The organism is Sphaerisporangium cinnabarinum (assembly GCF_055567015.1).
Genome location: NZ_JBVHRG010000008.1, coordinates 194,456 through 219,122, shown reverse-complemented (window position 1 = coordinate 219,122; position 24,667 = coordinate 194,456). Strand labels below are relative to the sequence as shown.

The 24,667-nt window shown below is 75.4% G+C and carries 21 protein-coding genes and 1 pseudogene; 11 read left to right on the top strand and 11 right to left on the bottom strand.

Going from position 1 to position 24,667, the window contains the following annotated elements; all coding sequences use genetic code 11:
• The first annotated feature begins 7 nt into the window (after positions 1–7).
• The 3 genes from ACZ4MO_RS13405 to ACZ4MO_RS13395 all read left to right on the top strand — a co-directional run bounded on the left by ACZ4MO_RS13405 (position 8) and on the right by ACZ4MO_RS13395 (position 3,345).
• Positions 8–1,147 (top strand): alpha/beta fold hydrolase, encoded by a 1,140-nt coding sequence (locus ACZ4MO_RS13405; RefSeq protein WP_175009758.1) that lies wholly within the window; start codon positions 8–10, stop codon positions 1,145–1,147.
• Positions 1,148–1,252: 105 nt separating this feature from the next.
• A complete protein-coding gene (locus tag ACZ4MO_RS13400) occupies positions 1,253–2,140 on the top strand; it encodes an SIP domain-containing protein (RefSeq protein WP_186810486.1) in 888 nt (295 codons plus the stop codon).
• A gap of 149 nt (positions 2,141–2,289) precedes the next feature.
• A complete protein-coding gene (locus ACZ4MO_RS13395) occupies positions 2,290–3,345 on the top strand; it encodes an NAD-dependent epimerase/dehydratase family protein (protein ID WP_175009756.1) in 1,056 nt (351 codons plus the stop codon).
• Positions 3,346–3,488: 143 nt separating this feature from the next.
• Here ACZ4MO_RS13395 and ACZ4MO_RS13390 read toward each other — a convergent pair whose 3' ends face one another.
• From ACZ4MO_RS13390 to ACZ4MO_RS13355, 8 genes are all read right to left on the bottom strand, one after another.
• Complete coding sequence (locus ACZ4MO_RS13390; RefSeq protein ID WP_354052190.1) at positions 3,489–4,580, bottom strand: LLM class flavin-dependent oxidoreductase; 1,092 nt, start codon at positions 4,578–4,580, stop codon at positions 3,489–3,491.
• A 195-nt stretch (positions 4,581–4,775) separates the two neighbouring features.
• Positions 4,776–5,075 carry a DUF4190 domain-containing protein gene (locus ACZ4MO_RS13385; protein WP_175009754.1) on the bottom strand — a complete coding sequence of 100 codons (300 nt, stop codon included), beginning with the start codon at positions 5,073–5,075 and terminating at the stop codon, positions 4,776–4,778.
• 170 nt (positions 5,076–5,245) lie between these two features.
• Complete coding sequence (locus tag ACZ4MO_RS13380) at positions 5,246–6,904, bottom strand: phosphatase PAP2 family protein (protein ID WP_175009753.1); 1,659 nt, start codon at positions 6,902–6,904, stop codon at positions 5,246–5,248.
• 136 nt (positions 6,905–7,040) lie between these two features.
• Positions 7,041–7,541, bottom strand: coding sequence for a hypothetical protein (locus ACZ4MO_RS13375; RefSeq protein ID WP_175009752.1), 501 nt, complete (start codon positions 7,539–7,541; stop codon positions 7,041–7,043).
• Between the two features lie 134 nt (positions 7,542–7,675).
• Positions 7,676–8,548, bottom strand: a complete 873-nt coding sequence (locus ACZ4MO_RS13370; RefSeq protein ID WP_061267940.1) for a metal ABC transporter permease — start codon at positions 8,546–8,548, stop codon at positions 7,676–7,678.
• The gene (locus ACZ4MO_RS13365; RefSeq protein ID WP_175009751.1) at positions 8,545–9,309 is read right to left on the bottom strand and encodes an ATP-binding cassette domain-containing protein; all 765 of its coding nucleotides are present in this window, start codon (positions 9,307–9,309) and stop codon (positions 8,545–8,547) included. Before ACZ4MO_RS13365 ends, ACZ4MO_RS13370 begins: the two co-directional genes overlap by 4 nt.
• Positions 9,306–10,274: a metal ABC transporter substrate-binding protein gene (locus tag ACZ4MO_RS13360; RefSeq protein WP_175009750.1), complete on the bottom strand. Its 969-nt coding sequence runs from the start codon at positions 10,272–10,274 to the stop codon at positions 9,306–9,308. The genes ACZ4MO_RS13365 and ACZ4MO_RS13360 overlap by 4 nt, the downstream gene beginning before the upstream one ends.
• A 161-nt stretch (positions 10,275–10,435) precedes the next feature.
• On the bottom strand, positions 10,436–11,245 hold the full coding sequence (locus tag ACZ4MO_RS13355; RefSeq protein WP_175009749.1) for an IclR family transcriptional regulator domain-containing protein: 810 nt from the start codon (positions 11,243–11,245) through the stop codon (positions 10,436–10,438).
• Between ACZ4MO_RS13355 and ACZ4MO_RS13350 the strand changes: the two are divergent.
• The 6 genes and pseudogenes from ACZ4MO_RS13350 to hutI form a co-directional block, all read left to right on the top strand.
• Positions 11,244–11,663, top strand: a pseudogene (locus tag ACZ4MO_RS13350) (helix-turn-helix transcriptional regulator); the annotation flags it as partial. The gene ACZ4MO_RS13355 and the pseudogene ACZ4MO_RS13350 overlap by 2 nt on opposite strands.
• A gap of 211 nt (positions 11,664–11,874) precedes the next feature.
• Positions 11,875–12,285 (top strand): VOC family protein, encoded by a 411-nt coding sequence (locus ACZ4MO_RS13345; RefSeq protein WP_175009747.1) that lies wholly within the window; start codon positions 11,875–11,877, stop codon positions 12,283–12,285.
• A gap of 238 nt (positions 12,286–12,523) precedes the next feature.
• Positions 12,524–14,908 (top strand): ATP-binding cassette domain-containing protein, encoded by a 2,385-nt coding sequence (locus ACZ4MO_RS13340; protein ID WP_175009746.1) that lies wholly within the window; start codon positions 12,524–12,526, stop codon positions 14,906–14,908.
• A 240-nt stretch (positions 14,909–15,148) separates the two neighbouring features.
• Positions 15,149–16,762, top strand: a complete 1,614-nt coding sequence (hutH, locus tag ACZ4MO_RS13335) for a histidine ammonia-lyase (RefSeq protein ID WP_175009745.1) — start codon at positions 15,149–15,151, stop codon at positions 16,760–16,762.
• Between the two features lie 31 nt (positions 16,763–16,793).
• Positions 16,794–18,473 (top strand): urocanate hydratase, encoded by a 1,680-nt coding sequence (gene hutU / locus ACZ4MO_RS13330; protein ID WP_175009744.1) that lies wholly within the window; start codon positions 16,794–16,796, stop codon positions 18,471–18,473.
• Positions 18,470–19,759: an imidazolonepropionase gene (gene hutI, locus ACZ4MO_RS13325; RefSeq protein WP_175009743.1), complete on the top strand. Its 1,290-nt coding sequence runs from the start codon at positions 18,470–18,472 to the stop codon at positions 19,757–19,759. The genes hutU and hutI overlap by 4 nt, the downstream gene beginning before the upstream one ends.
• Positions 19,760–19,792: 33 nt before the next feature.
• Here hutI and ACZ4MO_RS13320 read toward each other — a convergent pair whose 3' ends face one another.
• Together ACZ4MO_RS13320 and ACZ4MO_RS13315 are read right to left on the bottom strand one after the other, a co-directional pair.
• Positions 19,793–20,809 (bottom strand): arginase family protein, encoded by a 1,017-nt coding sequence (locus ACZ4MO_RS13320; protein ID WP_175009742.1) that lies wholly within the window; start codon positions 20,807–20,809, stop codon positions 19,793–19,795.
• Positions 20,810–20,856: 47 nt separating this feature from the next.
• Complete coding sequence (locus tag ACZ4MO_RS13315; RefSeq protein ID WP_186810484.1) at positions 20,857–21,756, bottom strand: universal stress protein; 900 nt, start codon at positions 21,754–21,756, stop codon at positions 20,857–20,859.
• Positions 21,757–21,968: 212 nt separating this feature from the next.
• Between ACZ4MO_RS13315 and ACZ4MO_RS13310 the strand changes: the two genes are divergently transcribed.
• Positions 21,969–22,697 carry a response regulator gene (locus ACZ4MO_RS13310; protein ID WP_083384667.1) on the top strand — a complete coding sequence of 243 codons (729 nt, stop codon included), beginning with the start codon at positions 21,969–21,971 and terminating at the stop codon, positions 22,695–22,697.
• A 142-nt stretch (positions 22,698–22,839) separates the two neighbouring features.
• The gene (locus ACZ4MO_RS13305) at positions 22,840–23,313 is read left to right on the top strand and encodes a pyridoxamine 5'-phosphate oxidase family protein (protein WP_083384665.1); all 474 of its coding nucleotides are present in this window, start codon (positions 22,840–22,842) and stop codon (positions 23,311–23,313) included.
• Between the two features lie 3 nt (positions 23,314–23,316).
• Here the strand turns inward: ACZ4MO_RS13305 and ACZ4MO_RS13300 are convergent, their stop codons facing one another.
• A complete protein-coding gene (locus ACZ4MO_RS13300; protein WP_255437349.1) occupies positions 23,317–24,492 on the bottom strand; it encodes a GAF domain-containing sensor histidine kinase in 1,176 nt (391 codons plus the stop codon).
• Positions 24,493–24,667 lie beyond the last annotated feature (175 nt).

Sequence of the window (24,667 nt, the reverse complement as noted above, 5' to 3'; positions counted from 1 at the left end):
GACCACCATGACCGCGTCGCACCTCTCCCCGTCCCTCGAGCACCGCCCGTTCTCCGTCGCCGTCCCGCAGGCCGACCTCGACGACCTCCGGTCCCGGCTCGAGCGGACCCGGTTCGCGCCCGCCGCTCCCGGCGACTCCTGGGACTACGGGACGCCCGAGTCCTACCTGCGCGACATGGTCGGGCGCTGGACCGCGTTCGACTGGAGGGCCGTCGAGGACCGGGTCAACGCGTACCCGGGCTTCCGCACCCAGATCGACGGCCAGCCGATCCACTACCTCCACGTGCGCTCGCGGCACGACGACGCGACGCCGCTGCTGCTCGCGCACACCTACCCGGGCTCGTTCCTCGACTTCCTCGACATGATCGACCCGCTCGTCGACCCCGTCGCGCACGGCGGCCGACCCGAGGACGCGTTCCACCTCGTGATCCCGTCCATGCCGGGCTTCGGCTTCTCCACCCCGGTCGTCGGGGACACGGACTGGACGATGGCGCGCGTCGCCCGCGCCTACGACGTGCTCATGCGCGACCTCGGCTACGCCTCCTACGGGATCCACGGGAGCGACGGCGGCGCGATGGTCGGCCGCGAGCTCGCGGTCCTCGACCCCGAGGGCTTCCTCGGCGCCCACGTGCTCCAGCTCTTCTCCTTCCCGTCCGGCGCTCCCGGCGAGATGGACGGCTTCGGAGAGAAGGAGCTCGCCGCGCTCGGGCACCTCCAGTGGTTCCAGTCCGTGGGCGCGTACAACACGATGAACGCGTCGCGGCCGCAGACGATGGCCGCGGGCCTCGCCGACTCGCCCGTCGCCGTCCTCGCCTACCACGAGCTGTTCGAGAGCTTCGGCAACGGGACGAGCCTCGTGAGCGCCGACCAGGTGCTCGCCCAGGCGACGCTCTACTGGCTGACCAACTCCTACCCGACCGCCGTGCGCTACCACTACGCGGAGCAGCGCTCCGGTGCGGAGCCGGTCGTGAGCCAGGGCCGGATCGGCGTCGCCGTCTTCGCCGACGACTTCCAGACGATCCGCGCGTTCGCCGAGCGCGACAACGCCCGGATCGAGCACTGGTCCGAGCACCCGCGCGGTGGTCACTACGCGGCGCTCGAGGTGCCGCTCGACGTCGTCGCCGACCTCCGGGTCTTCTTCGCCTGACGCCCGCGACCGTCGAGAACGGGGTACCGAGCGCTCGACCACGACGTCGCCGTCGTCATCGGCCGGATGACGACGGCGACGTCGTGCTCGGCGCAGAATGGGGCGGTGTTCTCCCGACCCGTGACCCGCCTCGACCTCGTCCCGCGTCGCGTCCGCGTCCACGCCGTCCGGGAGGCGTCCGGCGCGCTGCGCCGCATCACGTTCCGCGACGCCGTCCCGGCCACGCCCGACGACGGACGGCCGAGCGAGGCCTCGCTCGCGACGTTGCGCGTCCCGGGCCCCGACGACCACGTCAAGGTGTTCCTCCCGGACCCGGCCACCGGCGTCCTGCACGCCCCGACGCTCACGGACGACGGCGCCCTCCAGCGCCCGACGGGCGTCGTCTCGATCTCCCGCGAGCTGACCGTCCGGGCGACGCGGACCGTCGACGGGGCCGCCGAGGTCGACGTCGACTGGGTGCTCCACGGCGGTACCGACCCGGGCGCGCCGCCCACCGGCGAGGGCGGGCCGGCGTCGGCCTGGGCGGCACGGGCGACGGTGGGCGGCGAGGTCGTGCTCGCCGGCCCGACGACGAGCCGCGCCGTGCCGGACGGCGTCGGGCGGCTCCTGCTCGTCGGGGACGAGACGGGCCTGCCGGCGCTCGCGCGCTGGGTGGAGGCGGTCGGGGCCGACGTGCCGGTGACCGCGATCGTGGAGATCGGCGACGACGTCGACGAGGCGTTCGTCGAGGACGAGCTCGGGCGCGCGACGACCGAGCTCCTCTACCGCACCGACGGGCCGGGGCAGCTCGCCGAGGCCGTCCGCGCGCTCGGCCCGCTCGACGCCGACGAGTACGTGTTCGCCGCGGGCGAGGCGACCGACCTCGTCGCGGTCCGCCGCGCGCTGCGCGGCTCCGGGGCGCGGCCCGACCAGCTCGCCGTCCACGGCTACTGGCGCCGCGGCGTCGTCAACCTCGACCCCGAGGCACCCCTGGACCCGACCGACCCCGACTGACCCCAAGCCCCTCGGGTCGGGTCGTGCGGGTCAGGATGTCTGGCCAGCACGTGCAGCGGAAGGCTCTCGGGTGTCCCGAGATCTTCGGCGGACGTCTGCGGGCGGCGTAACGGGCTGCAAGCGGGCCGACGGCGCGCCACAGTGGGCGCATGACCCGACTCCTCGTGCTCGGCGGCTCCGACTTCGTGGGGCGCGCCGTCGTCGACGACGCCCTCGCCCGCGGCTGGGACGTCACCGTCCTCAACCGCGGCACCACGCCCGTGCCCGACGGCGTCCGGCAGCTCGTGGGCGACCGCACCCGGCCCGACGGCCTGGACGCGTTGCTCGCGGACGACGTCCCGCAGAAGTGGGACGTCGTCGTCGACACGTGGTCCTGGGCGCCGACGGCGGCGCGCGACGCGGCCCGGCTCCTCGCCGGCCGGGTGCCCGGTGACGACCGGTACGTCTACGTGTCGTCGCGCTCGGTGTACCCGTTCCCGCGGCCGCGCGGAGCCGACGAGACGTCGGAGCTCGTCGACGGCGACCCGGACGACACGACGTCCGACGACTACGCGCGCGCCAAGCGCGGCGCCGAGATCGCCGTGACCGACGCGCTCGGCGACCGGGCGATCCTGCTGCGCGCGGGCCTGATCCTCGGGCCGCGCGAGAACGTGGGCCGCCTGCCGTGGTGGCTGCGGCGCGTCGCCCGTGGCGGCCCGGTGCTCGCCCCTGGGCCCGCCGACCTGCCGCTGCAGTACGTCGACGCGCGCGACCTCGCCGCGTTCGCGCTCGACGCGGCGCTCGCGGGCGCCTCCGGGCCGGTCGACGTCGTCAGCGCGCCCGGGCACACGACCATGGGCGAGCTGCTCGCGGCGTGCGTCGACGCGACCGCCGCCGACGCGGCGGCGGCAGGCGACCCGCCCGCCGAGCTCGTGTGGGTCGACCCGGAGGTCGTCCTCGAGGCCGGGATCGAGCCGTGGACCCAGCTCCCGATCTGGCTGCCGCCGGGCGAGCTGCACGACGCGCTGCACGGTTCCGACACGTCGCGCGCGGCGGCGCTCGGCCTGCGCCCGCGCGACGTGCGCGAGACGGTGCGCGACACCTGGGCGTGGCTCCGCGCCCTCGACGCCGCGGGAGAGGCGACGCCGCAGCGCACGGACCGCCCCGCCGTCGGGCTCCCGCCGGACCTCGAGGCCGCCGCGCTGCGCGCCGCCGGCCGCGGCTGAGGCGCCGACGCGCCGACCCGCCGACGTCGAGCACGAGCCTCCCCTCAGCCGAACACGACGTTGCTGTCGTTCTCGCCCCGATGGCGACAGCAACATCGTGTTCGGCGAGGGGCTGGGCCGCGCAGCGGTCGGGCCGGTGGGGGTCAGCTCTCCGCGAGGAGCTCGCGGACGCGCGGGATCACCTGGGTGCCGTAGAGCTCGATGCTGCGCAGCATCGTCGAGTGGGGGAGCGTGCCGGTCGAGTACTTGAGGTCGAACCGGCCCGCGCCGAGGAGGCGGACGGTGCGGGCGATCTTGCGGGCCACGGTCTCGGGCGAGCCGACGTAGAGCGAGCCGTCGCGCACGTCGTGGGCGAACCGTCCGCGGTGGTAGGCGGGCCAGCCGCGCTCGCGCCCGATGCGGTTGTTCATCGCCGCGAAGTGCTCGTAGACCTCCTCCTGGGCCTGCTCGTCGGTCGCGGCGACGTGGCCCGGCGAGTGCACGCCGATCGGCAGCACGGGCGTGCCGAGCTCGTCCACCGCGCGGTGGTAGAGGTCCACGTAGGGACGGAACCGCTCGGGCTCGCCGCCGATGATCGCGAGCATGAGGCCCAGCCCGTGCCGCGCGGTCCGCACGACCGACTCGGGCGAGCCGCCGACCCCGACCCACGTGCGCAGGCGCCCGCTCTCGGTCTTGGGCCAGACCTCCTGGTCGGCGAGCCCGGCGCGCGTCGTGCCCGACCAGGTGACCGGGCCCTCGTCGAGCAGGTGGACGAACAGGTCGAGCTTCTCCTCGAACAGCACCCCGTAGTCGGCGAGGTCGTAGCCGAACAGCGGGAACGACTCGATGAACGACCCGCGCCCGAGGATGACCTCCGCACGCCCGCCGGACAGCGCGTCGAGCGTCGAGAACCGCTCGAAGACGCGCACCGGGTCGTCGGAGCTGAGCACGGTCACCGCGGAGCCGAGGCGGATCCGCGACGTCCGCGTCGCGATCCCGGCGAGCACCACCTCGGGAGCGCTGATGGCGAAGTCCGCGCGGTGGTGCTCCCCGACGCCGAAGAAGTCGACGCCGACCTGGTCCGCGAGCTCCGCCTCCTCGACGACGTCGCGGATCGTGCGCGCCCCGCTGAGCAGCACGCCGTCCGGCCCGGCGGTCACGTCGCCGAAGGTGTCGAGCCCGAGCTCGACCGTCGCGGGGTCCGGTGCGGCTGTCGCGCGCTCGGCGGGGATCGGGGAGGTCGTCTCGTCGGTCATGATCTGCTCCTGCGGTCGGGCGACCGTCGGGGGACCGGTGCTCTCACCGGCGGCGCGGTCGTGCGCCGTCTCAACCGTGCCCGGCCCGCGGATCTTCCGCGACCCGTGCGCGAGCGGCCCCGGCGGGGACGACGACGGCCGCCGCCCCGGGTGGGACGACGGCCGTCGGTGCCGCGCCGGCGGACCGGCGGGACGTCAGTACGTCGCGACGTCGCCGCTCGCGACGAGCGCCGCGATGGCAGCGACGTAGATGATGACGCCGATCACCCAGAGCACGGTGAAGACGATGCTGAGGATGAGGCCCCACTTGGCGAGCTGGTTGTCGAAGCCCGCCTCCTTGCTCTTCTTGCGCGCGATCGCGCTGACGACGATGCCCGCGACCGCGAAGACGAACGCGAGGACGAAGCCGACGATGCCGAGGGTCTTGCCCGGGTCCTCGATCGGGGCCGAGTAGCCGGCGGGGGCCTGCGGAGCGGCGGGGTACTGCTGGGCCATGGTTCTTCTGCTTTCTGGTGGGGCCGACGTGGTCGAGTCCGGACGGGGCGCGGACGGGGTGCCGTCCGCGCGACTGCGGGGCTCATTGTGGGGCATCGCGCATGTGCCTGAACAGGGGGAGTTCTCCCCGGCTGCCGTGAAAGAGAGGCATACCGGACACAGCGGACGGATCAACCCGCCGTCGGGTCGCTCGGGGCGTAGAGGCGCAGCGCACCGCGTCGCATGGTGAGACGCACCGTGACCGGCCCGTCGGGTGCGACGTCGTCGAGGGAGAGCGTCTCGCCGTCGTGCGCGAGCACCACGGGCGGCGACCCGGGGTGCCCGTGCTCGGTGTCGGGATCGCGGCGCGTCGTGACGGCCTCACCGTCGGGGCCCACGACCGCGCCGCGCGCGGGGAAGCGGAGCTCGAGCGCCGGGACCGACGTCGCGTCCACCACGAGGTGCCCGCGCACCCCGGGCACGCGCCGCGCGACGCGCGTCCCCGCGTCGCCCGCGGCGACCTCGAGGAACGTGCGCAGCCGGCTCGCGCGCCGCTCGGCCCGGGCCGTGCGGACGTCGAGCACGCCGTCGTCGAGGCGGTGCCGCTCGACCGGCGCGAGGCTCTGCGGGTAGTAGCGGTTCACGCCGGCGAACAGCGACCAGTACTCGCCCTCGTGCCCGTCGACGGTCATGCGCACGCGGTGCGCGCGCCGCAGCACGCGTGCCGCTGCGAGGACGGCGGCCGGCCACTTGCCCAGCCGGTGCTCGTGCTTCTCGCGCTCGGTGACGAGCTCCGGGTAGACGCCGGCCGAGAACGTGTTGAGCACCGTGCGGGGCGGCCTCTCGACCCCGTCGACCTCGAGGTCCGCGACGTCGATCGTCACGCCCGAACCGGTGCGGACCGCCTCGATCGTCGCGCGCATCGACGTGAGGTCGGCCGCGCGCGCGAAGTGGTTGAGGGTGCCGCCGGGGAGCACGGCGAGCGGGAGGTCGTGCGCGCGCGCCGCCGCGGCCGCGGTCGACACCGTGCCGTCGCCGCCGCTGATGCCGAACGCGCGGGCGCCCTGCGCGGCGGCGTCGTCGTACAGGCGACGGAGGTCGTCGCCCTCGGTGAGGACGTGGACGTCGGCGCGCGAGAGCCCGTCGCGGACCGCCGCGAGCGGGTCCTCCTTGATCAGCCGGCCGGAGCCCGCCGCCGGGTTGACGACGACGAAGAGGCCGGCGCCGTCGTCGAGCGCGGGGACGTCCGCGCGGGGGCCGGCCGGGACGTCGGGGCGCTGCTCGGCGCGCCCGGGGACGAGCACGCGCCCGGCGAGCGCCACTCCGACGCCCAGCGCCGCGCCCGCGGCGACGTCCGAGAACCAGTGCGAGCCCGTGTGCAGGCGCGAGTACAGGACGAGCCCGGCGAGCGGCGTGAGCGCCAGCCCGACCGTCGGCCACTCGATCGCGACGCCCGTGACGAACGCGGCGGCCGACGCCGAGTGACCCGAGGGGAACGAGGGCGACGTCGGCGGGTCCGCCACGCGACGCCACAGCGGGAGGCCGTCGAGCGACGGGCGGACGCCCCCGAACACGGTCTTGCCGACGACGTTCGCGAGGACGCTCGACACGAGCAGCGAGCCGTAGCCGCGCAGGGCGGCGTCGCGCCCGCGCCGCCCGGTGGCGGCGATCCCGACGGCGGCCCCGGCCCACAGCACGCTGTGGTCGGCCCACGTCGAGAGCCGCGAGAGCGCGGTGTCGGCGGCGGGCCCCAGCGCGCGGCGGTTCGTCCAGCGGTTCACCGCGCGGTCGAGGCGGGCGACGCCGGGGAGCGCCTCGTGCGGCTTGACGATCCCGGTGACACGAGGCATCTCGCCATCGTAGGAAGGGCGGTCGGGGACCGCGCGGCGACGGCGCCCCGCGACCCCCTGAGATCGGCCCGTGAGCCGCGACGGCGGCCCTCCGAGGGTCGATCCCGACCGCGCGGGTCGACCTCGTGATCGGGACTCAGGCCCCCGCGCGGCTCGTCTCGCCGCGCAGCGCGTCGATGTGCGCCTGCAGGCGCTCCAGCGCGACGGCCACGCCCTCGCCCGCGTCGTGCGCGAGGTCCGTCACGTGGCGGAGCTGGGCGGACGCCGCGTCGAGCGCGACCTGGGCGTCGGCGAGCGCGACGGCCGCGCGACCGTCGGCCGCCTCGTCGTCGTCGGTCGCGCGCTCGAGCGCGGAGCGGGCCTCGTCCGTCGCCGCCTGGACCGACTCCACGGCGTCGAGCACGTCGTTGCGGAGCACGGGGTGCAGGGCGGGGAGCTGGGCGTGCACGCGGTCGAGGTCGTTCCCGATGGTCTCCGTCTGGACCTGCGCGTCGGCGATGAGCTGCTGGACCTCGGCGGCGCTCGCCGTCGAGCACATCGGCAGCATCATGGACAGCGCGAGCAGGCTCGCCGCGGCGAACCGGGCAGACGTACGCGTGCGCTGCGGCGTCGTGGGCTCGCTCGTCCTCGCTGACATGGCCACAAGTCTCCCGGGCGAACCTGAGAAGCACCAGGGAATCGAGGGCGAATTCATGGAGATTTCGCACACAGCGCACGCAGGAGACGTGGTCCGGCGGTCCGGGCCGGGTCCGGGCCGCCGGACGCGGCCTCTCAGACGCGCGCGAGCCGACGGCGTCGGGCCGCCGCGACCCGCGTCCCGACGAGCCCGTGCCGCGGGCTGAACAGGTAGGCGAGCGCGAACGCCACGCCCAGCGCGACGACGACCGTCCCGCCCGACGCCGTGTCGAGGTAGTAGCTGACGTAGATGCCCACGACCCCGCACACCGCCGCGACGAGCGGCGAGATCCACAGCATCCGCGAGAAGCGGTCGGTGAGGAGGTACGCCGTCGCGCCGGGCGTGATGAGCAGCGCGACCACGAGGACCACGCCGACGGCCTGGAGCGCGACGACGACCGTCAGCGCGAGCAGGCCGAGCAGCAGAGCGCCGAGCCGTCGGGGCGAGAGGCCGATCGCGTGCGCGTGCGTGGGGTCGAACGCGTAGAGCGTGAGGTCGCGCCGCTTGAGCACGACGACCGCGAGCGTCACCGCACCCAGCGCCAGCACCTGGAGCAGGTCCGCGCGCGACACCCCGAGCAGGTTGCCGAAGAGGATGTGGTTGAGGTCCGTCTGGCTCGGCGTCACGGAGATGAGGACGAGCCCGAGCGCGAACAGCGTCGTGAACACGACCCCGATCGCGGCGTCCTCCTTGACGCGCGACGTGTCGCGCACCGCGCCGATGAGCAGCACGGCGAGCAGCCCGAAGACGAGCGCGCCGAGCGCGAACGGCGCCCCCACCACGTACGCGAGCACGACGCCCGGCAGCACGGCGTGCGAGACGGCGTCGCCCATGAGGGACCAGCCCACGAGCACGAGCCAGCACGACAGCACGCCGCACACGATCCCGGCGGTCACCGTGACGGCGAGCGCGGTGCGCAGGAACTCGAACGACAGGGGCTCCAGGAGGGTGGCGAGGAGGTCGGTCACGGGGCCACCTCCACGCCGAACGCGAGCGCGAGGTTCTCGGGCCGCAGGACCTCCGCGGGCGTCGAGTGCAGGAGGACGCGGCGGTGGAGCAGCACCGCCTCGTCGGCGAGCTCGGGCAGCGCGTGCAGGTCGTGCGTCGAGACGAGGACGGTCGCCCCGCCGGCCGCGAGCTCGCGCAGCAGCGCGGTGATCGTCGCCTCCGTGCGCTTGTCCACGCCGGCGAACGGCTCGTCGAGCAGGAGGATCGTCGCACCCTGCGCGAGCCCCCGGGCGACGAACGCGCGCTTGCGCTGCCCGCCCGAGAGCGCGCCGATCTGCCGGTCGGCCAGGTCGGTGAGCTCGACCCGCTCCAGCGCGTGCGCGACGGCGTCGCGGTCGGCGGGCCGCGTGCGCCGCGTGAAGCCCTGGTAGCCGTAGCGGCCCGTCATGACGACGTCGCGCACGCTCAGCGGGAACGCCCAGTCGACGTCCTCGCTCTGCGGCACGTACCCCACCGCCTGGGCGCGCCGGGCGCGCGCGGGGGGTGCGCCGTCGACCAGGACGGTGCCGCGGTCCGGCCGGACCATGCCCATCACCGCCTTGAACAGCGTCGACTTGCCCGAGCCGTTCATGCCGACGAGCCCGCACACCGTCCCCGGCCCGTGCGAGGACCCCAGGGCGAGGGTCGCGCCGTCGAGCGCGAGGACGTCGCCGTAGTGGACGGTGAGGGCGCGCACGTCGATCGCGGGCGTGCCCGACGGCGTCCGGCCGCCCGCGCTCACGCGTCACCGTCCGCGCTGGTGCCGGTCAGGCCCGCGACGATCGTCTCGGTGTCGTGCCGCAGGAGGTCGAGGTAGGTCGGCACCGGGCCGTCGGGCGCGGAGAGGGAGTCGACGTAGAGCGTCCCGCCGAACGCGGCACCGGACTCGCGCGCGACCTGCCGCATCGCGTCGTCGGAGACGGTGGACTCGCAGAACACGGCCGGGACGTCGTGCTGCTCGACGAACTCGATGGCGCCGACGACCGACTGCGGCGTCGCCTGCTGCTCGGCGTTGACCGCCCACAGGTACTTCTCGGACATCCCGGCGTCGCGCGCGAGGTACGGGAACGCGCCCTCGCACGTGACGAGCGCGCGGTGGCCCTCGGGCAGCGCGTCGAGCGCCGTCGTGAGCTCGTCGTGCACGGCGGCGAGCTCGGCCGAGTAGGCCGCGGCGTTCGCCGCGTAGTCGTCGGCGTGGGCCGGGTCGAGCTCCGCGAACGCGTCGGCCATGTTCTGCACGTAGACCTGCGCGTTCACGGGCGACATCCAGGCGTGCGGGTTCTCCTTGCCCCGGTACTCCTCGGCGGTGTCGTCGCCGAGCGCGATGGGCTCGATGCCCTCGCTGACGACGACGTGCGGCACGTCCAGCCCGTCGACGAACCGCCCGAACCACGCCTCGAGCCCCATGCCGTTGTCGAGGATCAGGTCGGCGTCCGCGGCCCTGCGGACGTCGCCGGGCGTCGGCTCGTAGCCGTGGATCTCCGCCCCGACCTTGGTGATCGACTCGACGCGCAGGTGGTCGCCCGCCACGTTCTCCGCCATGTCGGCGAGCACGGTGAACGTCGTGAGCACGACGGGCCGGCCGTCGTCTGGCGCGGTCGCCCCCGCGTCCGTGGCGCTCGAGCAGCCGCTCAGCGTCGCAGCGGCGAGCACCGCGACGGCTGCGGCAGCACGGGATACGGACATCCGCGTCAAAAAGTTCGGCATACCGAAAAATCTAGTCGGCACGCCGGCCGCACGCAACGCCGCTTCCCCCCGGTCCGCCGAGGTAGAGCCCAGGTGCCGCGAGGTAGAGCCCAGGTCCCGCGAGGTAGAGCCCTGGTTCAGCGAGGGAAGTGACCAGGGCTCTACCTCGGCAGACCAGAGCTCTACCTCGGCGCGGTCGGGGCGGTCGGGGAGGTCGGGCGGGTCGGCGTGGCCCGGGCGCCCAGGCGGCGGCTGACCTCGGCGGCGGCGTGCCCGACGGCGGCGGCGAGCTCCGCGCGGCGGGCGGGCGGGGCGTCGTCGGACCAGAAGGTGAGGGCGATGCCGGCGACGGGGAGGCCGGTGTGGTCGACGGCCGCGTGCGCGACGGACGCGAGGCCCGGGGTGACCTCGCCGTCCTCCTCGGCCCAGCCGCGCCGTCGGACGCCGCGCAGCACCTCGCGCAGGGCGCCGAGGGACTGCGGCCCGACGCCGGTGCGGTCGGCGAACGCCGCGGCGCCGGGGAAGAGGGCGCGGACCTGCGCCGCGGGGAGCCCGGCGAGGACGGCACGCCCGCTCGCGGTGAGGTGCGCGGGGAGGCGGACGTCGACGTCGGTCACGAGCGTGGGGCGGCGCGGCGCGCGCTGCTCGACGAGGTAGAGGACCTCGCGCCCGTTCAGCACGGCGAGGTGCGCGCTCTCGCCCGTCGACTCGACGAGGCGCGCGACGACGGGCCGGGCGAGCCGCGCGAGCGGCGCCTGCCGCGCGTAGGCCGACCCGAGGGCGAGCGAGGCCGTCCCGAGCCCGTACCGGTGCTCCTCGGGCAGGTGCGTCACGAAGCCCTCGTCGACGAGGACGGACAGCAGGTGGTAGACGGTCGAGCGCGGCAGCCCGAGTCCCTGCGCGACGGCGGCCGCGGGCGACGGGCCCGCCTGCGCGGCGAGGAACGTGAGCACGCGCACGGCCTGGCGCGCGGCGGGGACGTCGCTCGGCATGGAGGCCACGGTAGGCCCGTGGCACGATCGAGGCGTGACGACGACGCCCGACGACCAGCGCCTGCGCGACCTCGCGCGCCTGCGGCGCGTGCGCGACCGGATCGACCGCGAGTACGCGCAGCCGCTCGACGTCACGGCGCTCGCGTCCGGCGTGCACGTGTCCGCCGGGCACCTGAGCCGCGAGTTCAAGGCCGCCTACGGGGAGTCGGTGTACGCGTACCTCATGACGCGGCGCATCGAGCGCGCCAAGGCGCTGCTGCGCCGCGGGGACCTGAGCGTCACGGACGTGTGCTTCGCGGTGGGGTGCTCGTCCCTGGGGACGTTCAGCACGCGCTTCACCGAGCTCGTCGGCGTGCCGCCGAGCGTGTACCGACGGCGTGCGGCCGAGTCCGACGCCGGGTCCCCGGCTGCCGCGGAGTCGCGGGCGGCCGCGGTGGCGGGCACCGCGCGCGGCGCTGCGCCGGGCACATCGCCGGGCGCTTCGCCGGAGACCACGACGGGCACCGACGCGGGCGCCGTCCCCGGCACGGAGCGGCTGGACGGGATGCCGGCGTGCGTCGCGCGGCGGGTCACGCGACCGGTCAGGAATCGAGAAGCGCAGGCCGGACGACGGTCCTAGCGTCGTTCTCATGAACCTCACCATCAACTCCAGCTTCCTGCCCCAGACCGACCCCGACGCGTCGCTCGCGTTCTACCGCGACGTGCTCGGCTTCGAGGTCCGCAACGACGTCGGCTACGAGGGGATGCGGTGGATCACCGTGGGCCCGGCCGACCAGCCGGACACCGCGATCGTGCTGCACCCGCCGGCCGCGACGCCGGGCCTCAACGACGACGACAAGCGCGCCCTCCTGGACATCGTGGCCAAGGGCGCGTACTTCGGCGTCAACCTCGCGACGCCCGACGTCGACGAGACGTTCGCCCGGATCGAGGCCGCGGGGGCGGAGGTCGTGCAGGAGCCGATCGACCAGCCCTACGGCGTGCGCGACTGCGCGTTCCGCGACCCGGCGGGCAACGAGATCCGCATCCAGCAGCGCTCCTGACCTCCGCACGCCGCGGGCCCGCCCTGACCGCCCGGTGTCGCGCCGCCGTCGTGCACGACGCGATGAGTCCCGACCGCGCGGCCGGTCCTCACCCCCGGGACGTCCACGCACCGCACCCATCCACGCGCCGACCGTCCGGCTCTCCGGCAGACTCTCCCCGGGCTGCCGGGAGCGGGCGGTCGGCGCCGTCGACCGGTCGCCCGACCGCGCGACGAGGCTCGACGACGAGGAGACACGCATGAGCACGGCCACGACGACGGGAACGTCGACCTCGGAGCGCCAGGACCCCGACGCGCACGACGTCATCCGGGTCCAGGGGGCGCGGGCGAACAACCTCCAGGACGTGAGCGTCGAGATCCCCAAGCGGCGCCTCACGGTGTTCACGGGCGTCTCCGGGTCGGGCAAGAGCTCGCTCGTGTTCGACACCGTCGCGGCCGAGTCGCAGCGCCTCATCAACGAGACGTACCCGGCGTTCCTCCAGGGCTTCATGCCCACGCTGGACCGCCCCGACGTCGACGTCCTCGAGGGGCTCACGACGGCGATCGTCGTGGACCAGGAGCGCCTGGGCGCCAACCCGCGGTCCACGGTGGGCACGGTGACCGACGCGAACGCCATCCTGCGGGTGCTGTTCAGCCGGTTCGGCGAGCCGCAGGTGGGGCCGCCCACGGCGTTCTCCTTCAACATCCCCGCGCGCAAGGCGAGCGGCATCATGACGTCGGCCACCGGGGAGAAGACGATCGTCCGCAACGCGATCTACCACGGCGGCATGTGCCCGCGGTGCGAGGGACGCGGCGCGGTCTCGGACCTCGACCTCACCGAGATCTTCGACGACTCGAAGTCCCTGCTCGACGGCGCGATCAAGGTCCCGGGGTACACGGCCGACGGGTGGATGGTGCGCGGGTTCGCCGAGTCGGGGTTCTTCCCGGCCGATCGGCCGATCCGGGAGTTCACGGAGCAGCAGCTCGAGGACTTCCTCTACAAGGAGCCCACCAAGATCAAGGCGATGGGGATCAACGTCACCTACGAGGGGCTCATCCCCAAGATCCAGAAGTCGATGTTCTCCAAGGACGTCGACTCGCTCCAGCCGCACGTCCGTGCGTTCGTCGAGCGTGCGGCGACGTTCGCACCGTGCCCCGAGTGCGGCGGCACGCGCCTGTCGGAGTCGGCGCGCTCCTCGAAGATCCGCGGCGTCAACATCGCCGACCTGTGCGCGATGCAGATCACCGACCTCGCCGCGTGGATCCGCGACCTCGACGACCCGCACATGGCGCCCGTCGTCAACGCCCTCGGCGAGAACCTCGCGTCGTTCGTCGAGCTCGGGCTGGGCTACCTCAGCCTCGACCGGCCGTCGGGCACGCTGTCGGGCGGCGAGTCGCAGCGGATCAAGATGCTGCGCCACCTCGGGTCGTCGCTCACCGACGTCACGTACGTGTTCGACGAGCCGACCATCGGCCTGCACCCGCACGACATCGACCGCATGAACGGCCTCCTGCTCCAGCTGCGCGACAAGGGCAACACCGTCCTCGTCGTCGAGCACAAGCCGGAGACGATCGTCGTCGCGGACCACGTCGTCGACCTCGGCCCGGGTGCGGGCACGGCCGGCGGCCGGGTGACGTTCGAGGGCACGGTCGACGGGCTGCGCGCGAGCGACACCGTCACCGGCCGCCACCTCGACGACCGCGCGACGCTCAAGGAGGAGGTGCGCTCGCCGTCGGGCGCGCTGGAGATCCGCGGCGCGGACGCGCACAACCTGCAGGACGTGGACGTCGACATCCCGCTCGGGGTGCTCGTCGTGCTGACCGGGGTGGCCGGGTCGGGGAAGAGCTCGCTCGTCGAGGGGTCGGTGTCGCGGCGCGAGGGCGTCGTGACGATCGACCAGAGCGCGGTGCGGGGGTCGCGCCGCAGCAACCCCGCGACGTACACGGGCCTGCTGGAGCCGATCCGCAAGGCGTTCGCCAAGGCCAACGGCGTCAAGCCCGCACTGTTCAGCGCGAACTCCGAGGGCGCGTGCCCCGAGTGCAAGGGCGCGGGCGTCATCTACACCGAGCTCGGCTTCATGGAGACCGTCTCGACCCCGTGCGAGGACTGCGGCGGCCGCCGGTTCCAGGCCGCGGTGCTCGACTACACGCTCGGCGGGCTGAACATCGCCGACGTGCTCGACCTCCCGGTCGCGAAGGCGCGCGCGTTCTTCTCGTCCGGCGAGGGCAAGGTGCCGGCCGCCGCGGCGATCCTCGAGCGCCTCGACGACGTCGGCCTCGGGTACGTGAGCCTCGGCCAGCCGCTCACGACGCTGTCCGGCGGCGAGCGCCAGCGCCTCAAGCTCGCGACCCACCTGGGCGACAAGGGCGGCGTCATCGTGCTCGACGAGCCGACGACCGGCCTCCACCTCGCCGACGTGCAGAACCTCCTCGGGCTCCTCGACCGGATCGTCGACGCGGGCAAGTCCGTCATCGTCATCGAGCACCACCAGGCGGTCATGGCGCACGCGGACTGGATCATCGACCTCGGCCCCGGCGCCGGGCACGACGGCGGTCGCGTCGTCTTCGAGGGCACCCCGGCCGACCTCGTGGCGGCCCGCTCCACGCTCACGGGCGAGCACCTCGCGGCCTACGTGAACGCCTGACCACTGCCACCGCCCGTCCCTCCCACCCCCCTCCCACCCCGCCCGGTGCCGAACAGGCGATCGTGGCGCGTCCCGGGCAGCTGACGCGCCACGATCGCCTGCTCGGCTCGCCGGGGTGGCCTGGTGGTGGGGGGCGGTATCTCGCGGTCCGGGACGGAGCAGGGCGTTGTGTCTGGGATGCCAGACTGAACCTGTCGCGGCGGGCTCCCGGCGCGTCGGGGCGCGGTGTGTCCTGGGGGCATGGCAGCGACGACGCACTCCCCGGCCGTCTCCGACCCCGCCCGCGCCGCGCGCGTCGTCGTCGTGGGCGACGGCCCGCTGACGATCGACGACGTGGTCGACGTCGCGCGGCACGGCGCGCGGGTCCGGCTCGCCGACGCGGCGGTCGAGGCGATGGCGGCGAGCCGCGCCGTCGTGGAAGGGCTCGCGGGCGACGACCGTCCGCACTACGGCGTCTCGACCGGGTTCGGCGCGCTCGCGCGGCGGCACATCCCGGTCGAGCGGCGCGCGCAGCTCCAGCTCAGCCTCGTGCGGTCGCACGCGGCGGGGTCGGGGCCGGAGGTCGAGCGCGAGGTCGTGCGGGCGCTGCAGCTCCTGCGGCTCGCGACCCTGGCGACCGGGCGGACCGGGGCGCGCCCCGTCGTCGCGCACACGTACGCCGCGATGCTCGACGCCGGCCTCACGCCCGTGGTGCGCGAGTTCGGCTCGCTCGGCTGCTCGGGCGACCTGGCGCCCCTCGCGCACGTGGCGCTCGCCGCGCTCGGCGAGGGCGAGGTCCGGGACGCGACGGGAGCCCTCGTGCCCGCCGCCGACGCGCTCGCCGCGGCCGGGATCGTGCCGCTCGCGCTGCGCGAGAAGGAGGGCCTCGCGCTCATCAACGGCACGGACGGCATGCTCGGCATGCTCGCGCTCGCGCTGCACGACCTGCGGTCCCTGCTCACGACGGCCGACGTCGCGGCGGCGGCGAGCGTCGAGGCGCTGCTCGGCTCGGACGCGCCGTTCGCGGCGGACCTCGTGGCGATGCGCCCGCACCCCGGCCAGGCGGCGTCGGCCGCGAACCTGCGCGCGCTGCTCGACGGCTCGCCCGTCGTCGCGAGCCACCGCACGCTCGACGCCGACGGCCGGCCCGCGTGCACGCGCGTCCAGGACGCGTACTCGCTGCGGTGCGCGCCCCAGGTGCACGGCGCCGCGCGCGACACGCTCGACCACGCGGCCGCCGTCGCGCGCCGGGAGCTCGCGGCGGCGATCGACAACCCGGTCGTCACGGTGGACGGGCGCGTGGAGTCGAACGGCAACTTCCACGGGGCCCCGGTCGCGTACGTGCTCGACTTCCTCGCGATCGCCGCGGCCGACGTCGCGAGCATGAGCGAGCGCCGCACGGACCGGTTCCTCGACAAGGCCCGGAACGAGGGCCTGCCGCCGTTCCTCGCCGACGACCCGGGCGTCGACTCCGGCCTGATGATCGCGCAGTACACGGCGGCGGGGATCGTCTCGGAGCTCAAGCGGCTCGCGGTGCCGTCGAGCGTCGACTCGATCCCGTCGTCGGCCATGCAGGAGGACCACGTGTCCATGGGGTGGGCCGGGGCGCGCACGCTCCGCCGCGCCGTCGACGGGCTGGGCCGCGTCCTCGCGATCGAGCTGCTCACCGCGACGCGCGCGCTCGACCTGCGCTGCGACGCCGCGTCCCTGCACCCGGCGCGGGGGACGGGTGCCGTGCGCGACCTCGTGCGCACGGTCGCCGCGGGACCCGGACCGGACCGCTACCTCGCGCCCGAGATCGAGGCCGTGACCCACCTCGTCGCGACGGGCGCTGTGACCGCGGCGGCGAGCGCCGCCGTCGGGCACCTGGCCTGAGACCCACCCGACCCGAAGGAGCGAGACGACCATGGCCCACGAGCCGACCCACCGCCTCGGCACGCCCGTCCCCGTCCGCGCCCCGCGGGGCACGACCCTCACCGCGCGGTCGTGGCAGACCGAGGCGCCGCTGCGGATGCTCATGAACAACCTCGACCCGGAGGTCGCGGAGCGGCCCGACGACCTCGTCGTCTACGGCGGCACCGGCCGGGCGGCGCGCGACTGGCCGAGCTACCACGCGATCGTCCGCACCCTCACGACGCTCGCGGACGACGAGACGCTCCTCGTGCAGTCGGGCAAGCCGGTCGGGGTGCTGCGGACGCACGAGTGGGCGCCGCGCGTGCTGCTCGCGAGCTCGAACCTCGTGGGGGACTGGGCGACGTGGCCCGAGTTCCGGCGGCTCGAGGCGATGGGCCTGACGATGTACGGGCAGATGACGGCGGGGTCGTGGATCTACATCGGCGCGCAGGGCATCCTCCAGGGCACGTACGAGACGCTCGCCGCGGTCGCCGCGAAGCGGTTCGGCGGGACGCTCGCCGGGACGCTGACCCTCACCGGCGGGTGCGGCGGCATGGGCGGCGCGCAGCCGCTCGCGGTGACGCTCAACGGCGGGGCGTGCCTCGTGGTCGACGTCGACCGGTCGCGCCTCGACCGGCGCGTCCGGGAGCGGTACCTCGACCTGGTCGCGGACGACCTCGACGCCGCGGTCCGGCTCGTCGAGGACGCGCGGCGCGAGCACCGGGCGCTCTCGGTGGGGGTCGAGGGGAACAGTGCGACGGTCGTGCCGGAGCTGTTGCGGCGCGGGGTCGAGGTCGACGTCGTCACGGACCAGACGTCGGCTCACGACCCGCTGTCGTACCTGCCGGTCGGGGTCGACCTCGCGGACTGGGCCGACTACGCCGCCGCGAAGCCCGACGAGCTCACCGACCGTGCGCGCGAGTCCATGGCCCGGCACGTCGAGGGGATGGTCGGGTTCCTCGACGCCGGTGCGGAGGTGTTCGACTACGGCAACTCGATCCGCGACGAGGCGCGCCGCGGCGGCTACGACCGGGCGTTCGACGTCCCCGGGTTCGTGCCCGCGTACATCCGGCCGCTGTTCGCGCAGGGCAAGGGCCCGTTCCGGTGGGCCGCGCTCTCGGGCGACCCGCGCGACATCGCCGCGACCGACGCCGCCGTCCTCGACCTGTTCGACGACGAACACCTCCACCGCTGGATCCGCGCCGCGCAGGAGCGGGTCGCGTTCCAGGGCCTGCCCGCACGCATCTGCTGGCTCGGGCACGGCGAGCGCGACCGCGCGGGCCTCGCGTTCAACGACCTCGTGGCGTCGGGCGCGGTGCGCGCGCCGGTCGTCATCGGCCGCGACCACCTCGACGCCGGGTCGGTCGCGTCCCCGTACCGCGAGACCGAGGCCATGGCCGACGGCTCCGACGCGATCGCCGACTGGCCGCTGCTCAACGCGCTCACGGCCGCGTCGTCGGGCGCGACGTGGGTCTCGATCCACCACGGCGGCGGCGTGGGCATGGGCCGCTCGATCCACGCGGGCCAGGTGTCCGTCGCGGACGGCACGCCGCTCGCCGCGGCGAAGCTCGCGCGCGTGCTGTCGAACGACCCGGGCCTCGGGGTGCTGCGCCACGTCGACGCCGGCTACGACGACGCGGTCGCCGCGGCCGAGCGCGGCGGGCTGCGCGTCCCGACGCGGGAGACGACGTGACGGGGCGCCGCGCGACAGGCGGCCCCTCGGCGCCCGGGTCGACGCTCCTCACCGGCATCGGCGAGCTGACGACCAACGTCCCGGGCGGCCCCGGCACGCGCGACGGCGACCAGACCGGCCTGGTGACGGACGCCGTCGTGCTGCTCGACGGCGGCCGGGTCGCCTGGGCGGGTCCGGCCCGGGAGGCGCGGGACGCCGTCGGGCACGCGCTGGACGGACGGGAGCCGGACGTGACGGTCGACGCGGGCGGGCGCGCGGTGCTCCCGGGGTTCGTCGACTCGCACACCCACCTCGTGTTCGCGGGCGACCGCGCCGCCGAGTTCGAGGCGCGCATGGCCGGGCGCCCGTACGAGGCGGGCGGCATCCGGTCGACCGTCGCCGCGACGCGCGCCGCGTCCGACGACGTCCTCCGCTCCGGGCTCGCCCGGCACCTCGACGAGGCGGCCCGGCAGGGCACGACCACGGTCGAGGTGAAGAGCGGCTACGGCCTCACCGTCGCGGACGAGGAGCGGTCCGTGCGGCTCGCGCGCGAGGCGACGCCCGAGGTGACGTTCCTCGGCGCGCACGTCGTGCCGGTGGAGTACGCGGGCCGGGCCGACGCGTACCTCGACCTCGTGTGCGGGGAGATGCTCGCCGCGTGCGCGCCGCACGCCCGGTGGGTCGACGTGTTCTGCGAGACCGGCGCGTTCACGCCCGAGCAGTCGCGCCGCGTCCTCGAGGCAGGGGCCGCCGCCGGGCTCGGCGTGCGCGTGCACGCGAACCAGCTCGGGCCGGGGGAGGGGGTGCGCCTCGCCGTCGGGCTGGGCGCCGCCGCGGTGGACCACTGCACGCACCTCACCGACGACGACGTCGCGGCGCTCGCGGGCTCGTGGACCGGCGGCGGGGCCCGGTCGAGCGGCGCCCCCGGCACCGTCGCGACCCTGCTCCCGGGCGTCGAGTTCTCCACGCGCCAGCCCTACCCCGACGCGCGACGGCTGCTCGACGCGGGCGCCGTCGTCGCGCTCGCGAGCGACTGCAACCCCGGGTCGAGCTACACGTCGTCGATGCCGCTGTGCGTCGCGCTCGCCGTCCGCGAGATGCGGATGACCGTCGCCGAGGCCGTGTGGTCCGCGACCGCGGGCGGTGCGCTCGCGCTGCGGCGGGACGACGTCGGGCACCTCGCCCCCGGCGCCCGGGCCGACGTCGTCCTGCTCGACGCCCCGAGCCGCACCCACCTCGCCTACCGCCCCGGCGTCCCGCTCGTCTCGGCGGTCTGGAAGGACGCCGTCCGCCTCCCGCCGAGATAGAGCCTCCGGTCACGCGATAGGGCTCGGAGCGTTCTACGTCGCGACCGGACGCTCTACCTCGCGGAGGGCGACGCCGGCGGCGAGCTCGAGGACGCAGAGCGCGGCGAGGCGGACGGTGCGGCCGTCGGGGGCGTCGGCGGTCGCGTCGACCTCGACGACGTCGGCGGAGCGGAGCCGGTCGTCGAGCGCCGCGGCCCGCACGAGGGCGCGCAGCTCCCACGCCGCGATCCCGCCGGGGACGCTCGCGGGGCAGCCCGGGGCGACGGAGCGGTCGCACACGTCGACGTCGACGTCGAGGTGCACCGGGCCGCCCGCGGCGCCCGCTACCTCCATGGCCGCACGCATGACGTCCTCCGGGCCGCGCCGGCGCAGCTCGTCGACATGCACGACCGTGATCCCCAGCTCGACGGCGCAGCGTGCGTACTCGGCGGAGTTCGCGAAGTCCGCGATGCCGACCTGCACGACCCGCCGCGGGTCGAGCCCCGCCTCGACCAGCCGCCGCACCGGGGACCCGTTGGACACGCCGTCGCGCAGGTCGTGGTGGGCGTCGAGCGTCACGAGACCGGCGGTGGCGAGGTCGTCCCCCCACGCGCCGAGCGCGGTCGCGACGGTCACGGAGTTGTCGCCGCCCAGCGCGACGAGCAGCCGTGCGTGCTCCAGCGCGGCGCGGACGGCCGCGCGCGTCCGGGCCTCGCCCTCCGCGCCGTCGGGCTCGTCGACGTCGCCGAGGTCGGCGAACGTGAGCCCCGCCAGGTCGACGGGACCGGCCCGCCCGCCGAGGCCTCGAGCGTCGACGGCGGCGACGGGTCGCACGCGGGCGGCGGGGCCGCCGTCGGGCAGGGGGCGGTCGGGGACGAGCGCGGGGCTGAACCGGCGCAGCGCGGCGCGCACCGCGGCCGGCGTCGCGTGCGCGCCGGTCGGCGAGAGCGACGTGCGCCAGGCGGGGACGCCGAGCAGCGCGACGTCGACGGCGTCGCCCGTCGGCCCGGGCCAGTCGCCCGCCCGGGGCCACGACGGGTCGTGCGGGAGGGGCTGTGCGTCGTCGCTCACGGTCCCGACGCTAGCGGCCCGACGGCCGCCCCGCCCCGCGCGCGGCCCTAGTCCCGCGCCGCGTGGACGACGGCGACGGGGTGCGTCGCGTGGTGCAGCACCTCCTGGCTCACGGAGCCGAGGAGCATGCCGCGCAGGTCGCCGCGGCCGCGCGACCCGACGACGGTCAGCGCGGCCCCCGCCGCGGCCTCCCGGAGGGCGACGGACGGCTCGCGGTCGACGACGAACGTCTCGACGAGGACGTCGTCGTGCTCCGCGGTGCGCACGCGCCCGAGGGCGGCCTCGACGGTGCGCGACGCCTCGGCGCGCGCGTCGCGCTCGGCGGCGGTGTAGAACGCGGGGTTCTCCTCCCACAGCGGTCCGGTGGGCATCCGCCAGGCGCACACCGCGACGACGCGGGAGCGGGTGCGCGCGGCCTCGTCGAGGGCGAACCGGAGCGCGGCGTCGCCGTGCACGGACCCGTCGACGCCGACCACGACGTCGGTGGTGCGCTCGACGTGCTCGACGGACGGCGGCACGACCACGACCGGCACGGGCGCACGGGCGGCGAGCCGGGTCCCGACGGACCCGAAGAACATCGACCCGACGGACCCGAGCCCGCGCGACCCCACGACGACGAGGTCGGCGTCCTTGGCCTCGTCGAGCAGGGCCTCCGAGGGCGGGCCGGAGCGCAGCAGCGTCCGCACGGGCACCGACGCGTCCACGCGCGCGGCGCGCTCCGCGGCGGCCGAGAGGATGGGGCCGGCGATCTCGCCGAGCTCCTCGACGCTCGGGTAGTACGCGCCGCCGACGAACGGCGTCGCGACGACCGGCACGTACGCGACGTGCAGCACGCGCAGCTCGGCGCCCCGACAGGCCGCCTCGTGCACCGCCCAGTCCAGGGCCTTGCCGCTCGTCGTGCTGCCGTCCACACCGACCAGCACGACCTGCTGCGTCGATCCGCTCACCATGACCACCTCGGTCCTCGATCCCCTTCGTGGCGGTCGTCCCGCCACCTGCCACACCTCCTGGATACCTCCTACGGGCGGTCGGCCGCACCCGGCGACCGCCCCGGACGCGCGGGTCGCACGGCACGACGCACCGGGACGAAGGTCCCGCACCTGCGGCACGACGGGCTCGCGCGCGCGAGAATCGCCTTCCGACCGGCTACGTTGAGGGCATGGGCTCTCCCCACCCGATCCGCGTGTTCCTGCTCGACGACCACGAGGTGGTCCGCCGCGGCGTCGCCGCTCTCCTCGAGGCCGCCGGTGACATCACCGTCGTCGGCGAGGCCGGCACCGCCGCCTCCGCGCTCGCCCGCATCAAGGCGACGCGCCCCGACGTCGCGATCCTCGACGTGCGCCTGCCCGACGGCTCGGGCGTCGAGGTGTGCCGCGAGGTGCGCTCCGAGCTGCCCGAGGTCGGCTGCCTCATGCTCACCTCCTTCGCCGACGACGAGGCGCTGTTCCAGGCCGTCCTCGCCGGAGCGTCGGGGTACGTGCTCAAGCAGATCCACGGGTCCGACCTCGTCGGCGCGGTCCGCACGGTCGCGGCGGGCGGGTCGCTCCTCGACCCGGCCAGCACCGCGCGCGTCCTGGAGCGCCTGCGCCACGCCGCGGACGAGACGCCGGACCGCCTCGAGGGCCTGTCGCAGCAGGAGCGCCAGATCGTCGCGCTCATCGGCGAGGGTCTGACGAACCGCGAGATCGGCAAGCGCCTCTACCTCGCGGAGAAGACGGTCAAGAACTACGTCTCGCACGTCCTCGCGACGCTCGGCCTGCAGCGCCGCACGCAGGTCGCGGTCCTCGCGACCGAGATGCGCCAGGAGGAGTCGTCCCGCCAGGGCGCCCCGGGAGCGGGCGGCGCGGCCGGGGACCGGCAGCACGGTGGCCCGGCGCAGCGTCCCTGACGGGCCCGGCCCGCAGGACGGGGCGGGGCCCGAGGGCTCGCCCGCGCACGGACCGGGGACCGAAGCCCGCGGACCGGGCGACCGCGCGGCGTCGGGACCTTCGGCACTCCCGGATCTGACACCGCGGCGCGACGATGTGGAGATGGACACAGTCGAGCGGACCGGGACAGGGGCACCGGTGGGGAGCGGGGGGCTCGCGACGGCCGAGCGCCCGCGCGCCTCGGCAGGGCTCGCGGAGCTCACGCCGGAGGAGAGCTACGCGCTCCTCGCGACCGTCCCCGTGGGCAGGATCGTCTACACCGACCACGCGCTGCCGGCGATCCAGCCGGTGAACTTCGTGCTCGACGGCCCGGACGTCGTGTTCCGGACCGCGGAGGGCTCGAAGCTCGCGGTGGCCGCCAGCCGCGCCGTCGTCGCGTTCGAGGTCGACTCGTTCGACGCCGACGCCCGCTCCGGGTGGTCCGTCGTGCTCGTCGGCCGCACGTTCGAGGTGACGGAGCCGGTGGAGCGCGCGCGGCTGCTCGCGCTCCCGCTCGTGACGTTCGTGCCCGGCACGCGCGACCGCGTCATCAAGGTCGTGCCGCGCATCGTCACGGGGCGGCGGATACTGCGCTGACGCTCAACCGAGCGGCACCCACCACTCGAGGCGGGTGCCGCCGTCGGGCAGGGCGGTCGCGGTGCTCGACCCGCCGAGCGCTGCGGCGCGCGCCTGCATGTTCCGCAGGCCGGAGCGCCGGCCGCCGGGCTGGATGCCCACGCCGTCGTCGGTGACCGTGAGGCGCGCCTCGTGCGCGGTCACGGCCAGGTGCACGACGACGCGGCTCGCCCGCGCGTGCCGGGCGACGTTGGTCAGGGCCTCGCCGAGCACGACGACGAGCTGGTCGGCGACCTCGGCCGGCAGGCTCGGGCCGCCGTCGGTCACGCCCGCGCCGGACCCCTCGGACGCCACCTCGACGTCGACCTCGGGCGCGAACCCGAGGACGGTCGTCGCCGCCTCGGCCTGCGCCCGGAACCGGTCCTCGATCGAGGGCGCGTCCGGGTCCGTGGCCGTGTGCAGCGCGAAGATGGTGGAGCGGATCTGCCGGATCGTCTCGTCGAGGTCGGAGACGGTCTCCTCGATGCGCGTGCGCGCGTCCGGGTCGCTGACGAGCGGCTGCACGCTCATGAGCGTCATCGCCGACGCGAAGAGGCGCTGGATGACGACGTCGTGCAGGTCGCGCGCGATGCGGTCGCGGTCCTCCAGGACGCCCACCTGCTTCGCGCGGCCGTAGAGCCGCGCGTTCTCGATCGCGACGCCCGCGGCGGCGGCGAGCGCGATCACGGCCGCCTCGTCCTCCGGGGAGAACTCCTCGCACCCGCCCCCGGGGACCTGCTTGTCGGTGAGGTAGAGGTTGCCGAACACCGTGTCGCGCACCCGGACCGGGACGCCGAGGAACGTGTGCATGGGCGGGTGGCCCTCGGGGAACCCCGCCGAGCGGACGTCCTCGGCGATCTCCGGGACGCGGATGGGCGCCGGGTGGTCGATGAGCTCGCCCAGCAGCCCCTCGCCGTGCGGCCAGTGGTCGATCGCGGCGACCTCGTCGTCCGAGAGGCCGAGGGGGATGAACTGCGCGAGACGCTCGCGCCCCGACGCGTCGAGCACCCCGAGCGCGCCGTACCGCGCTCCCGTGAGCTCCATCGCCGCGTCGACGATCCGCCGCAGCACCTGCGGCAGGTCGAGGTCGCTCGTCACCGCCACGACGGCGTCCAGCACACGTTGCCCGGCGCTGCCCGGCAGGTCGGTCGTTCCGCTCACCCGATGCAGTCTCCCAGACGCCGGCGGTCAGGAGGCACCCGGTCCACCCCGGGGGTGTGACGTGGGCGACACCGCCGCGCTACGGTGCGTCCACATCTCGGGACGTCCGACGCCGTCCTGCCGCCGGCCGCACGTCGCCGTCGCGCAGGTCCGGACCACCGAGCCGTCGACGCAG